14 protein-coding genes and 3 tRNA genes are annotated in these 14,394 nt (G+C 72.7%); 6 read left to right on the top strand and 11 right to left on the bottom strand.

The features are described 5' to 3' along the window. Nucleotides 1–47 precede the first annotated feature (47 nt). The 5 genes from OVA02_RS02420 to folK all read right to left on the bottom strand — a co-directional run bounded on the left by OVA02_RS02420 (nt 48) and on the right by folK (nt 4,330). Nucleotides 48–902 (bottom strand): Rossmann-like and DUF2520 domain-containing protein, encoded by an 855-nt coding sequence (locus tag OVA02_RS02420; RefSeq protein ID WP_267659153.1) that lies wholly within the window; start codon nt 900–902, stop codon nt 48–50. Next, a complete protein-coding gene (locus tag OVA02_RS02415; protein WP_267659152.1) occupies nt 899–2,734 on the bottom strand; it encodes a PH domain-containing protein in 1,836 nt (611 codons plus the stop codon). Before OVA02_RS02415 ends, OVA02_RS02420 begins: the two co-directional genes overlap by 4 nt. Further along, entirely contained in the window at nt 2,731–3,210 is a 480-nt protein-coding gene (locus OVA02_RS02410; RefSeq protein WP_056044081.1) for a PH domain-containing protein, read from the bottom strand. The genes OVA02_RS02415 and OVA02_RS02410 overlap by 4 nt, the downstream gene beginning before the upstream one ends. 62 nt (nt 3,211–3,272) lie before the next feature. Beyond that, nucleotides 3,273–3,749, bottom strand: coding sequence for a DUF3180 domain-containing protein (locus OVA02_RS02405; RefSeq protein WP_267659151.1), 477 nt, complete (start codon nt 3,747–3,749; stop codon nt 3,273–3,275). Continuing rightward, nucleotides 3,746–4,330, bottom strand: a complete 585-nt coding sequence (gene folK, locus OVA02_RS02400) for a 2-amino-4-hydroxy-6-hydroxymethyldihydropteridine diphosphokinase (RefSeq protein ID WP_267659150.1) — start codon at nt 4,328–4,330, stop codon at nt 3,746–3,748. The genes OVA02_RS02405 and folK overlap by 4 nt, the downstream gene beginning before the upstream one ends. A 25-nt stretch (nt 4,331–4,355) precedes the next feature. On the opposite strand from folK, the gene OVA02_RS02395 reads away from it, so the two are divergent. Continuing rightward, the gene (locus tag OVA02_RS02395; RefSeq protein ID WP_267659149.1) at nt 4,356–4,523 is read left to right on the top strand and encodes a hypothetical protein; all 168 of its coding nucleotides are present in this window, start codon (nt 4,356–4,358) and stop codon (nt 4,521–4,523) included. On the opposite strand, the gene folB is transcribed toward OVA02_RS02395, so the two are convergent. The 5 genes from folB to tilS form a co-directional block, all read right to left on the bottom strand. Continuing rightward, complete coding sequence (folB, locus tag OVA02_RS02390; RefSeq protein WP_235452321.1) at nt 4,504–4,971, bottom strand: dihydroneopterin aldolase; 468 nt, start codon at nt 4,969–4,971, stop codon at nt 4,504–4,506. The genes OVA02_RS02395 and folB overlap by 20 nt on opposite strands. Next, nucleotides 4,968–5,801 (bottom strand): dihydropteroate synthase, encoded by an 834-nt coding sequence (gene folP / locus OVA02_RS02385; RefSeq protein WP_056044577.1) that lies wholly within the window; start codon nt 5,799–5,801, stop codon nt 4,968–4,970. Before folP ends, folB begins: the two co-directional genes overlap by 4 nt. Before the next feature lie 661 nt (nt 5,802–6,462). Beyond that, nucleotides 6,463–8,454: an ATP-dependent zinc metalloprotease FtsH gene (ftsH, locus tag OVA02_RS02380; protein ID WP_056044084.1), complete on the bottom strand. Its 1,992-nt coding sequence runs from the start codon at nt 8,452–8,454 to the stop codon at nt 6,463–6,465. 125 nt (nt 8,455–8,579) lie between these two features. Continuing rightward, nucleotides 8,580–9,131: a hypoxanthine phosphoribosyltransferase gene (hpt, locus tag OVA02_RS02375; RefSeq protein ID WP_056044086.1), complete on the bottom strand. Its 552-nt coding sequence runs from the start codon at nt 9,129–9,131 to the stop codon at nt 8,580–8,582. 44 nt (nt 9,132–9,175) lie between these two features. Further along, a complete protein-coding gene (gene tilS, locus OVA02_RS02370; RefSeq protein WP_267659148.1) occupies nt 9,176–10,168 on the bottom strand; it encodes a tRNA lysidine(34) synthetase TilS in 993 nt (330 codons plus the stop codon). A 71-nt stretch (nt 10,169–10,239) separates the two neighbouring features. On the opposite strand from tilS, the gene ppa reads away from it, so the two are divergent. Then, the gene (ppa, locus tag OVA02_RS02365) at nt 10,240–10,731 is read left to right on the top strand and encodes an inorganic diphosphatase (RefSeq protein ID WP_043593233.1); all 492 of its coding nucleotides are present in this window, start codon (nt 10,240–10,242) and stop codon (nt 10,729–10,731) included. Between the two features lie 82 nt (nt 10,732–10,813). On the opposite strand, the gene OVA02_RS02360 is transcribed toward ppa, so the two are convergent. After that, nucleotides 10,814–12,100, bottom strand: coding sequence for a M23 family metallopeptidase (locus OVA02_RS02360; protein WP_056044090.1), 1,287 nt, complete (start codon nt 12,098–12,100; stop codon nt 10,814–10,816). A 337-nt stretch (nt 12,101–12,437) separates the two neighbouring features. Between OVA02_RS02360 and OVA02_RS02355 the strand changes: the two genes are divergently transcribed. From OVA02_RS02355 to OVA02_RS02340, 4 genes are all read left to right on the top strand, one after another. Further along, a tRNA-Glu gene (locus OVA02_RS02355) sits at nt 12,438–12,513 on the top strand. Nucleotides 12,514–12,596: 83 nt separating this feature from the next. Beyond that, nucleotides 12,597–12,673: transfer RNA gene (locus OVA02_RS02350), tRNA-Asp, on the top strand. A 36-nt stretch (nt 12,674–12,709) separates the two neighbouring features. Then, a tRNA-Phe gene (locus OVA02_RS02345) sits at nt 12,710–12,782 on the top strand. An 88-nt stretch (nt 12,783–12,870) separates the two neighbouring features. Then, nucleotides 12,871–14,388: a glycosyltransferase family 39 protein gene (locus OVA02_RS02340; RefSeq protein ID WP_056044092.1), complete on the top strand. Its 1,518-nt coding sequence runs from the start codon at nt 12,871–12,873 to the stop codon at nt 14,386–14,388. Nucleotides 14,389–14,394 lie beyond the last annotated feature (6 nt).

Genomic DNA, 14,394 nt, shown 5'->3' with positions numbered 1-14,394 from the left:
GTCAGGTGCTCCTGGGGTGGTGGAGGGGGCGGGAGGCGCGGGCCTGGTCAGGCGCGCGGGTCACCGAACGCGGTGGGGCCGTCGTCGAACGAGGCCATGTCGATGGTACCGGGGCCGGCCGCGCCCCCGGCCTCGCCGAGGGCGGCGTCCATGGCCGACCGCATCAGCGGCGCGAGCAGCCGGCCCGGCTCGGGCAGGCCCAGCTCGGTCAGCAGTCCGACCGACTGCGCGACGATCGCGGCCGAGAACTCCGTGGCCGTCGCGATGGCCTCGGCGTAGCGCGCCCGGTCGGCCTCGGCCACGATGACGGGCTCGGCTCCCATCTCGACGACGAGCGCCTGGCCGATCGGCTGGACGGGGGTCGGCGCGGTGACGGCGCACCAGGCGTCGCGCAGCCGGACGAGGTCGATGGTCGTGCCCGTGAAGGCGAGGGCCGGGTGGATCGCCAGCGGGATCGCCCCCGACGAGAGGGCGGGCCGCAGCACCTCGAGCCCGTGCCGGGGCGAGGTGTGCACGACGAGCTGGCCGGGCTGCCAGGTGCCGGTCGCGGCCAGGCCCTGTACGAGGTCGGCCAGCTGGTCGTCGGGGACGGCGAGCAGGACGAGCTCGCTGCGCTCGACGATCTCGGGCACGGTCAGCACGGGCACGCCCGGCAGGATCGCCTCGGCCCGGTCGCGGCTGCGCTCGGACACGGCCGAGATGCCGACGATCGCGTGACCGGCGGCGGCGAGCGCGGCACCGAGCACGGGTCCGACCCGGCCGGCGCCGACGATGCCGACGCCGAGACGGCCGCTGCGCCGGTCGGAGCCGCGCGCGGTCGGCCGGGGGTCGCGCGGTGCGTCGCGTGGGCCACCGAGGGACGAGCCGCCGAGGGAGGGGCCGCCGGTCGACGGGTCGGTCACGGGGTCTCCTCGCTCCAGCGGTGGGTGCGGTCGGCGTGGGCGGCGGCGACGGCCTCGCGACCGGCGGTCGTGAAGAAGCCGAGGGCGTCGTCCTGGTCGAGCGCGCCGATCTCGGCGACGATCGGCCCCTGGACCGTGTGCAGGTGCACGGTCGCGAGGCGGAGCCGGCGGCGCAACGGACCCTGCACCAGGCCGACGCTCTGCACCCGGGGCAGCGGCACGATGACGAGCTGGCGCCAGATCGCGCCCTTGCGCAGCAACAGCGCACCCGGCGCCGAGCGGAACCCGTTGCGCCGCCACGAGAACCACCGCAGCACGGCGGCCCGGCGCGGAGACACGGTGAAACCGCCGTCCGTACCGCTCGACCTCAGCCCGCCCTCGACGAGCGACAGGGTGTGCTCGGTCGTCGCCTCGACGGCGTCGCGGACGGCAGGAGGCGCGGCCTCGCCGGTCGCGGAGCCGTCGGCCACCGGGACCGCCGCGGAGGCGACCGCCTCGGGGGCGTCGGCCGGTGCGGGCGACCCGGCCCGCGCCTCCTCGGCGGCGACGCCGACCGCGGCCACGCCGACCAGCTCGGGCAGGACGAGTTCGAGGACGCGGCGGACGTCGTCCTCGTCGCCGACCGGCAGGATCGTCGTGTTCTCCTGCCCGGCGGCACCCTTCGTGCTCGAACGCGAGGCGCGGTTGATCTTGACGTCCCACCAGCCGAACGGGCGCCAGAGCAGCGGTTGGCTGACCTTGATCGAGTGGATGCGGCCGGGCGGCAGCGTCTCGTTCGAGGTCGAGAAGAGGCCGTAGCCGATGCGGACCCCGTCGCGCGTGCCGGCGATCGTGTAGCGCAGCGACTTCGTGATGCGGTTGACGTAGAACCCGCCCGAGCCGAGCACGGCCGGCAGCAGCACGAAGAGCAGGAACCATTCGCCCGTCGTGACCACGCTGATCACGATCGCCACGACGGCCGCCAGGAGGAACAGCGTGTAACCGCTCAGGACGGTCGAACCGATGAGGCGACCGGGCGAGAGGGCCACGACCGACCGGGGCGGTGCCTCGTCGGGGTCGAGCTCGGGTGCGAGGAACTCGTGGGCGCGCTGCTCGACCAGACCGCCGAAGCCCTGCCGGTGCGGGGCGGGGGCGCCGGTCCGACCGGGGGTCGAGGTCCCGGCGACGGCGGCCGGGTCGGTCGCATCGCCCGTGCTCGCGCCTCGCGCATCGACCGGTGCACCGGGCGCGCTCGGGGCCGGGGCGTGCGTCTGCTGCGCCCCGCCCGCGCGCCGCAGGATCTCGCGGCGCAGGTCGTCCGCCGACGCCGACCGCAGGTAGGCGAGGGTGACGTTGGCGTCCTGCCCGGCCTGGGTGACCTCGAGCTTGGCGGCGCCGAAGACGCGGGCCAGCAGGGGACGCTGGATGTTGATGCCCTGGATGCGGTCGAGCCGCGCCCGCCGGTTCGTGCGGAACACGATGCCGCTGCGGACCTCGACGACGTCCTCGCCCACCCGGAAGGTGTGCATGCGCCACGACAACCAGAACCCGCCCACGAACAGGGCGATCACCACGACCACGGCGAGCAGCAGCAGGCCCAGCCAGCCCTTGTCGACGACGTACCCGAACGGGTCGCCCTCGTCACCCCGCCGACCGCCGGGCACGAACAGTTCGACCACGTACTCGCGCGCGTTGTTGAACAGGATGACGAGCACCGCGGCCAGGGCGATGCCGCCCTTGAGCAGCGGGGTGGCCGGGTGCAGGCGGTGCCACTCGCCGTCGGTGAGCGCGGCGACGTCCGGAGGCGCGGGTCGGCCCCCGCCGCCGTCCGCCCCGGTGCGGGGGTCGCTCACAGGCCGGCCCGACGCGATTCGGCCAGCTCGACGAGGCGGTCGCGCAGCCGCTCGGCCTCGTCGGCGGGGACGCCCGGGATCGTCACGGCCGACGCCGCGGCCGCGGTGACGAACTTCAGGTCGCTGAGGCCGAGCGCCCGGACGACCGGGCCCCGGTTGATGTCGATGAGCTGCATGCGCCCGTAGGGCACGGCCACGACGCGCAGGTACAGGATGCCCTTGCGCAGCAGCAGGTCGTCCTCGCGCAGCTGGTAGCCGATCGCCCGGACGCGACGGGGGGTCAGGGCGGCGACCACGACGGTGACGACCACCACGACGGCGGTGATCGCGTAGGTCCACCACTGGCCGATCAGCCAGAGCGGGACGGTGGCACCGGCCACGATCAGGCCGGTGACGAGGTAGCCGATCAGCTCGGGCCAGACGTACTTGGGCGAGACGCGGTTCCACTCGGCGTCGGGGATGTCGAGTCGGTCCATGTCGGCGTCTCTTCCGGTCGGCAGCGGTCGGTCGGCGGTGGTGGTGGTGGGACCGTAGGCGGTCAGACCGCCTGTGTGCCCGAGCCCTGGCCGTGCTCGTCGTCGGCGGGCGGGACGGTGCACATGCGCTCGGCGACGATGCCGGCCACCATCAGCCCCGCACCGCCGACGACGGCGACGATCGCGGGCACGAGCGAGCCTACAGCGACCCCCACGCCACGGGACAGGACGAACAGCAGGACTCCCCCGGCGAAGCCGCCGAACAGGGCACCGGCCAGGCTGCTCGCCTTGGCCAGCAGCAGCACGCGGGTCGCGTAGTAGGGGTCGACGCGTTCCTTGCTCGACCCGGTCGCGACCCGGTGCACGGGCACGGCCATCGAGACGACGACGCCGCCGATGCCGAGCAGCACGAGGCCCAGCGCGAAGGGCAGCACGATCGAGGGCTGACGCATGGCGACCAACACCGAGTCGAGGACGAAGCCGGCGGCCACGGCCACGATGATCAGGCCGACCAGGGTGGAGGGGCGGGTGTGCTTCACGGGGCTCCTGGGCTGGGGTCGGTGGTCGGGTCGTGCGCGGACCCGTGGTCGGACGCGGGGTCGAGCAACGGAGGCTCGGGCGCGGGGTCGAGCAGCGAGGTCGCTCCCGGCACGGGACGGGTGCGCTCGGTGAGCCGGGACGCCAGGTCGGCGACCCGCCCGGCTCCGGCGAGCCGCGCCTCCGGGTCCAGCTCGAGCCAGGGCTCGAGCACGAACGCGCGCTCGGCGGCGCGGGGGTGCGGCACCTGCAGGCGCTCGGTGTCGATGCGCTCGTCGTCGAGGGCGACGACGTCGAGGTCGAGGGTCCGGTCGCCCCAGCGCACCTCGCGGGTGCGCCCGTGCGTGGCCTCGATCGCCTGCAGCGCGTCGAGCAGGGCGTCGTCGTCGAGCGTGACGTCGGCGAGCAGCACGGCGTTGAGGTAGGTCGGCTTGCCCGGATCGAGGCCGTCGAGCGTGACGGCGGTCGACGACACGGGCGCGGAGGCCGCGACGACCGTGATGCCGGGGGTCGCGTCGACGGCCCGGACGGCCTCGCGCAGCAGGGTGTCGCGGTCGCCGAGGTTCGAGCCGAGGGCGATCACCGCACGCCGGACGCGCGGCGCGGCCGTGCTCGTCGCGGCCGCACTCGTCGCGGCCCTGCTCGTCGCGGCCCTGCTCGTCGCGGCCCTGCTCGTCGCGGCCGTGCTCGGCGCGCCCGTGCCCGGCGCACCCGCGCTCGAGCCACCCGTCCTCGGGCCGAACGTGCTCGGGCCGCTCACGCGCGCTCCCGGCTGATGGTGATCGACACGTCGCCGAAGGGCACGGTGATCGGGGCGCCCGGCTTGTGCACGGTCACCTCGGTGGATACCGCCGCACGGTGCGCGAGCACGACGCCGGCGAGGCGCTCGGCGAGGGTCTCGATCAGGTCGACCGGGTCGCGCTCGACGGCGGCCACGAGTTCTTCGGCCAGGACGCCGTAGTGCACGGTCTCGCCGAGGTCGTCCCCGGACGCCGCCGGGGAGGTGTCGAGGTGCACGACGACGTCGACGACGAACTCCTGCCCGTCGCGGCGCTCGTGGTCGAAGACGCCGTGGTGGCCGGTCGCCCGGACCCCGCTGAGGCGCAGCACGTCGAGGCCGGTCGCGCGGAGGACCGGCACGGGCCCGCCGACCGTCTCGTGCTCGGGGACCGACTCGGGCTCGCGCGCGGGCAGGCCGTCGGGCCCGCTCTCGACGCCGGTCACGCGTGCCTCGCCGGTCGGCGGGGAGCCACCGCGGCCTCGGTCCAGGCCTGCAGCACGTCGAGGGCGACGCGGGTGCCGGCGACGTCGTGGACGCGCACGCCCCAGACGTCGGCCTGGGCCGCCAGCACGCTGATCACGGCGGTCGCGGGGTCGCGGTCGGTGGGCGGCGCCCCCTCGGGCAGGAGGTCGGCCAGGAACCGCTTGCGCGACGCGGCGACGAGCACGGGCAGGCCGAGCCGGCCGACCACGTCGAGGTGGGCGAGCAGCTGCCAGTTCTGGGTGGCGTCCTTGGAGAACCCCAGCCCGGGGTCGAGCACGATCGCGGACGGGTCGACGCCGCGGGCCACGAGGTCGTCGACCCGCGCGGCGAGCTCGTCGGCGACGGTGCCGACGACGTCACCGTCGTAGTCGCGTGACGCGGCGGCGGGCGCCTGGCCCGAGCCGTCGAGTCGACCTCGCCAGTGCATGACCACGAAGGTGCGGCCGCTCTCGGCGGCGACCCGGGCCATGTCGACGTCGGCGAGGCCCCCCGACACGTCGTTGACGATCTCGGCACCGGCCTCGAGCGCGGCGGCGGCGGTCGACGCGTTCATCGTGTCGATGCTGACGCGCACCCCCTCGGCCGCGAGTTCTCGCACGACCGGCAGCACCCGGCGCAGCTCGTCCGCGGGCTCGACCCGAGAGGCACCGGGCCGGGTCGATTCGCCGCCGACGTCGACGATGTCGGCCCCCTGCGCGACGAGGGCGCGGGCATGGGCCAGGGCGGCGTCCAGGTCGAGGTGACGACCGCCGTCGCTGAACGAGTCGGGCGTCACGTTGAGCACGCCCATCACCTGCGGGCCGGGCCGGCGAGCACCGGATCGGTCGCGCGACCGGCGGAGAACCGGTGCAGGAGGCGCGGCGTGCGACCCCGGGCCGGTCGCGACCCGGTCACGCACCGCCGGTGCCGCGTGCGAGCCGGCGCGCTGCCGATCGGGTCGTGGCCGGGCCTCGAGCACGGCGTCGGCGTCGTCGAACGACCGCTCGTGCAGCGGCCCCTCGAACCGACCGCCGGCCACCAGCCGACGTCCGGAGCGGACCGCGGGGACCGGCGCCTCGGCGGGGAGGCTCGTCGCGGACGTGGTCGCCGGCGTGTGCGTGACGGGCGGCAGCTGGGCCGGGGGACGGACGGCCGCGGTCTCGTTCTGCGCCAGGACGAGACGTCCTTGCGTGATCGGGCCCACGGCGAGCTCGTCGGCGGCTGCCCGGGCGGAGGCCGGGGGCGCGTCCACGACGACGTCGGCCGGGTAGCGCTCCCGACCGCGAGGTCGCTTCGACGGCACGGCGCCGCCCTCGTGAGCCGCAGCGGGCGGACGTCCGTCGTCACCGGACGTGGCGGGGGTGCCGCGAGACGGGTCGGTCACGAAGCGGTACCTCCGTTCGGTGCTCGGGACGAGCCCTCAGGCTATCGACCGGCTGCGCCTGGGCGCAGCCGGTCGGGCCGATCGTGCGTCAGGCCGTGGCGATGCCGGGCGTCGTGCGGGGTGGGCGCGTGCGGGCCGGCTTGGTCGTCGGCTCGGAGTCGACGCCCCCGTCGACGGCTTCGGCGTCGACGGGCGACTTCGTCGGCATCGGGATCGCCGGGCGGTCGGACACCGGACGCTTGTCGCTCGAGAGCCACTGCGGGCGCTCGGGCAGCTTGCGGACGTCCTTGAAGATCTCCGCGAGCTCGTCGTGGTCGAGGGTCTCTTTCTCGAGCAACTCGCGGGCGAGGAAGTCGAGCACGTCGCGGTTGTCGTTGATGACCTCCCACGCCTCGTCGTGCGCCTGCTCAAGCAGCACGCGGACCTCGGCGTCGACCGTCTCGGCGATGTTCTCCGAGTAGTCGCGCGAGCTTCCGTCGCGGCCCATCATCATCTCGCCGGAGGCCTGGCCGAGCTTGACCGAGCCCACCTTGTTGCTCATGCCGTACTCGGTGACCATCTTGCGGGCGGTCGCCGTGGCCTTCTCGATGTCGTTCGAGGCACCGGTGGTCGGGTCGTGGAAGACCAGCTCTTCGGCGACACGGCCGCCCATGGCGTACGTGAGCTGGTCGAGCAGCTCGTTGCGGGTGACCGAGTACTTGTCCTCGAGGGGCAGGACCATCGTGTAGCCCAGGGCCCGACCGCGGGGCAGGATCGTGATCTTGGTCACGGGGTCGGTGTGGCGCATGGCCGCGGCGGCGAGGGCGTGGCCACCCTCGTGGTACGCGGTGATGAGCTTCTCGTGGTCGTTCATGATGCGGCTGCGGCGCTGCGGGCCGGCCATGACGCGGTCGACCGCCTCGTCGAGGGCACGGTTGTCGATCAGCTGCGCGTTGGAACGGGCGGTGAGCAGGGCGGCCTCGTTGAGGACGTTGGCCAGGTCGGCACCCGTGAACCCGGGGGTCTTGCGGGCCAGCACCTCGAGGTTGACCGAGGCGGCGAGGGGCTTGCCCTTGCCGTGCACCTCGAGGATCTGCCTGCGGCCGTCGAGACCCGGAGCGTCGACGCCGATCTGGCGGTCGAAGCGGCCGGGGCGCAGCAGGGCCGGGTCGAGCACGTCGGGGCGGTTGGTCGCCGCGATCAGGATGACGTTGGTCTTGACGTCGAAGCCGTCCATCTCGACCAGCAGCTGGTTGAGGGTCTGCTCGCGCTCGTCGTTGCCGCCGCCGATGCCGGCGCCGCGGTGACGACCGACGGCGTCGATCTCGTCGACGAAGATGATCGCCGGGCTGTTCTGCTTGGCCTGCTCGAAGAGGTCGCGGACGCGGCTGGCGCCGACGCCGACGAACATCTCGACGAAGTCGGACCCCGAGATCGAGAAGAAGGGGACGCCGGCCTCGCCGGCGACGGCGCGGGCGAGCAGGGTCTTGCCGGTGCCGGGAGGGCCGTAGAGCAGCACGCCCTTCGGGATGCGGGCGCCGACGGCCTGGAACTTGGCGGGCTCCTTCAGGAACTCCTTGATCTCTTCGAGCTCTTCGATGGCCTCGTCGGCCCCGGCGACGTCGGTGAACATGACCTGCGGGGTCTCTTTCGAGGCGAGCTTGGCCTTGGACTTGCCGAACTGCATGACCTTGCTGCCGCCGCCCTGCATGGACGAGAGCAAGAACCAGAAGATGACGCCGATGATCAAGAACGGCAGCAGGATGCTGAGCAGCGACATGAACCAGCTGGTCTGCGTGACGGTGTCGTCGAAGTTCTCGAGGTTCGCGTCGGTGACGGCGTCGACGACCTCGGAGCCACGCGGCGTCGCGTAGTAGAACTGCTCGGCCTTGTCGCCGTCCTTCAGGACGAGGTCGACGCGCTGCTCGTTGCTGAAGATCGTCGCCGACTTGACCTTGTCGGCCTGGATCGCCTCGAGGCCCTTCTGGGTCGAGATCTGCGTCGTGCCCGCCCCGCTGATGAGGCTCCACCCGATGCCGATGCCGATGACCGCGATCACGATGTAGATGATCGGACCGCGGAAGAGTTTCTTGAAGTCCATGTCAGTACGGGCGACGCCCGACACCTTTCTGCAGGAAGAACGTGAGCAAAAGGGTACATCGGGGCTGCTATGCCCTGGATGGGTGTTCGCCGAGGGCTTGATCGGCCCCGCCCGGGAGCGGACCGCTAGCTGTAGACGTGCGGGGCGAGCACCCCGACACCGCGGAGGTTGCGGTACTTCTCGTCGTAGTCGAGGCCGTAGCCGATGACGAAGTCGTTCGGGATCTCGAAGCCGACGTACTTGACGTCGACGGCGACCTTGGCGGCGGCCGGCTTGCGGAAGAGCGCGAAGATCTCGACCGACGCCGCGCCGCGCTTCTGCAGGTTCTCGAGCAGCCACGACAGCGTGAGGCCCGAGTCGATGATGTCCTCGACGATGATGACGTCGCGGCCGTGCAGGTCGCTGTCGAGGTCTTTGAGGATGCGCACGACGCCCGACGACTTGGTGCCGGAGCCGTACGACGAGACGGCCATCCAGTCCATCGCCGAGGCCAGCTTGAGCTCGCGCGAGAAGTCGGCCATGACCATGACCGCGCCCTTGAGGACGCCCACCAGCAGCGGCTCGCGGCCGGCGTAGTCGGCCTCGACCTGCCGGGCGACCTCGGCGATCTTGGCGTGGATCTGCTCTTCGGTGTAGAGCACGCTGGTCAGGTCGGCCTCGATGTCGCTGAGTTCCAATGGTGGTGTCGTGCTCCTGGGGTCGTGGGGTGCCGAGGGGGATCTCAGGAGGCGCCGGTCGCCGAGAAGTGCAGCGCGCCTCCGGTGCGTTCCACTGTAATGCCCGGCAGCGACACCGCCCCCTGCCCGTGCCAGTCGGTCACCAGCCGGGCGACCTCGAGGGTCTGGACGCGGCTCAGCGAGACGCCGAACTCGCTCTGCACCGCGAGCCGGATCAGTCGCTGACGCAGGGCCGCCGGGTTCGCGGCGAGCCCCCGGACGTTGAGCGAGATGCCCGCCTCGGCGTGGTCGGCCAGCTCCTCGGCCAGTTCGTCGGCGAAGTGGTCGAGGGCGGACGAGTCCTCGCGCAGCGCGTCCGCCGTCCGCGCGAGCGCCTCGGTGATGCCCGGGCCCAGCTCGCGCTCGAGCATCGGCAGGACGGTCCGCCGCAGTCGCACCCGCGTGAAGGTCGGGTCGTCGTTGTGCGGATCGGCCCAGGCCTCGAGGCCGGCGTCGGTGCAGGCCGCCGCCGTGGTCGAGCGACCGACGACCAACAGGGGGCGGGCGTACAGGCCCGAGCGCGCCTCCATGCCGCTCAGGCTCGTCGCACCGCTGCCCCGGGTGAGGCCGAGCAGCACCGTCTCGGCCTGGTCGTCGCGGGTGTGGCCGAGCAGCACGGTGCGGGCACCCTGCTCGGCGGCGACGGACGACAGCGCGTCGTAGCGGGCCGTGCGGGCCGCCGCCTCGGGACCGCCCTCGGTGCCCACCGAGACCCGGACGACGACGACGGGGTCGAGTCCGAGGCCGCGAGCCTGCTCGGCCGCGCGCGCCGCGACGGTGCGCGAGTCGCCCTGCAGGTCGTGGTCGACGACGACCGCCCCGGCGCGCAATCCCGCACGCGGCGCCTCGAACGCGAGCCCCGCGGCGAGCGCGAGGGAGTCGGGCCCGCCGCTGAGGGCCACGAGCACGAGGTCGCCCTCGTCGTGACCGGACAAGGAGGCGCGCACGGCTCGTCGGACGTCGGCCGTCGCGGGGGTCAGGCGGGGTCTGTCGGGCATCTTGTAACGTTAGCGACACCGCCGACCCGTCGGGTCGGACCCCCCAACGACGCATCGCAAGGAGCACACCCATGGCCGCGTACGACGCCGTGATCGAGATCCCCAAAGGCAGCCGCAACAAGTACGAGGTCGACCACGAGACCGGTCGCGTCTACCTCGACCGCGTCCTGTTCACCGGGTTCGTCTACCCGACCGACTACGGCTTCTTCGAGAACACGCTCGGCCTCGACGGCGACCCCGTCGACGTGCTCGTGCTGCTCGACTACCCGCTCTTCCCGGGCGTCGGGGTCAAGGTGCGCCCTGTCGGCGTCTTCAACATGACCGACGACGGCGGCAGCGACGCCAAGGTCATCGCCGTCCCCGCGAAGGACCCGCGCTGGGAGCACATCCAGGACGTCACCGACGTGCCCGAGTACCTCCGCAAGGAGATCGAGCACTTCTTCGAGCACTACAAAGACCTCGAGCCCGGCAAGTGGGTCAAGACCGAGGGCTGGGGCGACGCCGCCGAGGCCGAGGCCATCGTCGAGGCCGGCATCACGAAGCTGGCCGACGAGGGGCACTGACCTCTCCGCACCCCGGTACGACGAAGGGCCCGACACCACGTGGTGTCGGGCCCTTCGTCGTACCGGGGTGCGGGGACGGCGCCTAGAGGCGGATGCCGCGGTCCGCCATGAACGGCTGGGGGTTCTGCGCGACGCCGCCGACGCGGGTCTCGAAGTGCAGGTGGCAGCCGGTCGAGTTGCCGGTCGAGCCGACGTGCCCGATCTGCTGGCCGGTGCCGACCGCCTGCCCGACGCTGACCATGATGCCGCCGTTCGGCTGGTGGCCGTACCCGGTCGTGACGCCGTTGCCGTGGTCGATCAGCACGAAGTTGCCGTAGCCGCCGTACCAGCCGGCGTAGCTGACGACGCCCGCGGTGGCGGCGTAGATGGGCGTGTTGCAGCCTGCGGCGAGGTCGGTGCCGGCGTGAAGGATGTACGCGTGCGTCACGGGGTTGACGCGCATGCCGAAGCCGCTCGAGATGTTGCCGCCGGCGGGGCGCGTCCAGCCCTGGGGCGAGACGACCCCGAGGGCCGTGCCGTTGGTCGCCGCCGCCGCGGCGGCCGCGGCGGCACGTGACTCCTCGACGCCCTTCTGGTACTCGGCCTCGGTGTGGTCGACGTTGGTCTTCAGGGTCTCGAGCTGGGCCTGGAGCCGCGCCTGGTTCTCCTGCTGTGCGGCGAGGGCGTCGCTCGCGGCCTGGGCGGCGTCGTTCGCGTCGGCGAGGGCCTGCTGTGCCTCGTCGGCCAGCACGGCGAGGGCGGCCTCGGCCACGGCGGCCTGGTCGCTGAGCCCCTGTGCGGTGTTGCGGTCCTGCGTGGCCTGCGCGTAGATGCCGTCGGCCTGCTCGGTGAGCTTGCTCATCGCACCGAGCTTGTAGAGCAGCTGCCCGGCCTCACCCGGGTCGGCGATCAGGGTGCCGCTGACGCCGTTGGTGCCACCGGAGCGACCGAGCTGCGCGGCGAGTTGACCCGCCCGCTCCTCGCTGGCCGCGGCCACCTGGTCGGCGGAGTCGGCCTGCGACTGCAGCTGGGCGGTCTTGTACTGGGCGTCGTCGTAGGCGGACTGGGCCTTCTGCAGCTCGTCACCGCGCTTCTCGGCCTCGGTGTTGGCGGCGTCGAGGTCGGCCTGCATCTGGGTGAGGATGCCCTCGAGGTTGGTGATCTCGGCCTGCTTCGCGGTCTCGTCGCCGCGAGCCTTCTGGACGTCCTCCCACGACGGGTAGGACGCGGCCGTGGCCGACGACGCGGGCAGTCCGACGACGCCGGCGGTGAGCAGCAGGGACGCGGCCGCCACGGTCACGACGATGCGGGCCAGGCGCGACGACGGAGCGAGCGGGCCCGAGGTGAGGCTCACGAGGCGCGGGCGCCCGGTGCGGCGGGTGGAGGTCATCGAGTGGTTCCGATTCGTCGTGACGGCATCGAGCCCGGCCGGTCGCGCCGGGGTCGCCGTGCAGGACACGGTATCGCCGACGCCCGGTCCCGTACAGCGCCGCGGACGCGACGCCGCCGGGCGGTCGACCGGCGGTCGACCCCGAACTCTCAAGAACGACTTGAAACTAGCCGTCGAGTCGGTGAACGCGGGGCAGCCGAGACGGAGTGGCGAGCGTGTCGCCCGACCACGACAGGGGACGAGGAGGCGCGCGCAGCACCCGCCGTCACCCTCGTTTTGCTTTTCCCCGCGATCATCCGTATGCTCTGTGATCGGTTGCTATGACGTCCTCGGACACGGCCCCATCGTTTAGTGGCCTAGGACACCGCCCTTTCACGGCGGCAGCACGGGTTCGAATCCCGTTGGGGTCACCAGCACCACTGCAAGACAGCACCGAGGCAGCACCTGCACCAATCACAACAGAACATCGAGTACGCTGTGTCACAGCAGCAAGTTTGGCCCTGTAGCGCAGTTGGTTAGCGCGCCGCCCTGTCACGGCGGAGGTCGCCGGTTCAAGTCCGGTCAGGGTCGCCAAGGCGAGTTCATCGCCTGGGGGCTTCGGGCCCTCACGGCTGGGTAGCTCAGTTGGTAGAGCGTTCGACTGAAAATCGAAAGGTCCACGGATCGATGCCGTGTCCAGCCACAGAAGGCCCCGCTCAGGCGGGGCCTGACTCGTTTAACGGCATGGCCGGTGGTGGGCACCGCGGCATGGCCGTTGGTGGGACCGTCTCGTGAGCATCGGCCACGACCCCGCGGTCGTCTCCCTCCGCAGCCGCTGGCTCGACCCGCTCGTCGCCGGACTCGCGGCACTGCTGCTCGGGGCCGCGTTCAGCTGGGTGCCCTCGTACTGGAGCGACGAGGCGACGACGCTGCAGGTGGCGCGCCTCCCCCTCGGCGAGTTGCTGGCGTTCGTGCACCAGCGCGACGCGGTGCACACGGTCTACTACCTCTTCATGCACTTCTGGGTCGGCGCCTTCGGCGAGGCCGAGGTGGCCACGAGGTTCCCGTCGGCCGTCTTCGTCGGGGCCGGGGCGGCCGGGGTGCTCGTCCTGACGCGGATGCTGACGACCCGTCGCACCGCGCTGCTGGCCGCCGCGGTCTTCGCGGTGCTGCCCCGCTTCACGCTCGAGGCCGCCGAGGCCCGGCCCTACGCCCTGTCGGTCGCCCTGGCCGTCTGGGTGACCGTGCTGCTGCTCGTGGCCTCCCGGCGTCACCGCCGACGCTGGTGGATCGGGTACGGCGCGGTCCTCGCCGGGTCGATCGCGACCTTCGTCCCCCTCGGCCTGATCATCGTGGTGCACGGCGTGTTCCTGCTGCTGGCGCCGGCACAGCGCCGGCGTCGCGGAGCCCGCCACCGCCTCCTCGGCTGGTCCGTCTCGACCGGGGCGGCGTTGTTCGTGACCTCGCCGGTCATCGGGACGGTCCTCGCCGAGCGCTCGCGCCTCCTGGGGGTGGCCGATCCGTCGACGGGGGCCGACGTCACCTGGTGGACGGTCCTGGTCGAACCGTGGTTCGTCACGGGCCTGGCCTTCGCCGTGGTCTCGGCGGTCCTGCTCATCCTGCTCGGCACCCGTCTCCGCGACCGCTCGCGGACGCCCGGCAGCGTGGTCTTGCTCGGCGCGCTCTGGGTCGCGCTGCCCGCTGGACTGCTGCTCGCATTGGGGCTCGTGCTGTCGCCCGTGTACACGTCGAGGCTGGTGACCTTCTCGGCACCCGGCATGTGCCTGCTGCTGGCCGTGGCCGTCACCGGCTTCCGACGGCGCTGGATCAGCATCGCCCTCGTCGCCCTGCTGGTGGCGGCCTCGGTGCCGACGTACGTGCTGCAGCGACTGCCGACCGGCAAGGGCGGCGGCAGCGACCTCTCGCAGCTCTCGAGCTACATCGAGAGCCAGGCGCGCCCGGGCGACGCGTTCCTGCTCGACGCGACCGGCACCGTGTCGACGCGACCCCGCCAGGCGATGTACGCCTACCCGGATCGATTCGCCGAGCTCGACGACGTGGCCTACGTCCGCTCGGGCCTGCCCTCGGGCTCGTACTCGGACGTCACCCTGCGTCTCGACGACGAGGACGACGCCGTCGAACTGGCCGACCGGCTGTCGTCGGTCGACCGCCTCTGGATCGCGCGGCTCTCCGTCGACGTCCTCAGCGAGGCCGACCTGCGGCAGCTCCGCGACCAGGGGTACGAGATCCGACAGGAGCACCGCACCGGTCGGAGCGTCGTCTACCTCTTCGCGCGACCGCCGGCCTGACGGCCA

Source organism: Frigoribacterium sp. SL97, from assembly GCF_026625765.1.
Taxonomy (GTDB): Bacteria; Actinomycetota; Actinomycetes; order Actinomycetales; family Microbacteriaceae; genus Frigoribacterium.
This window is presented reverse-complemented; position numbering and strand designations above follow the sequence as displayed.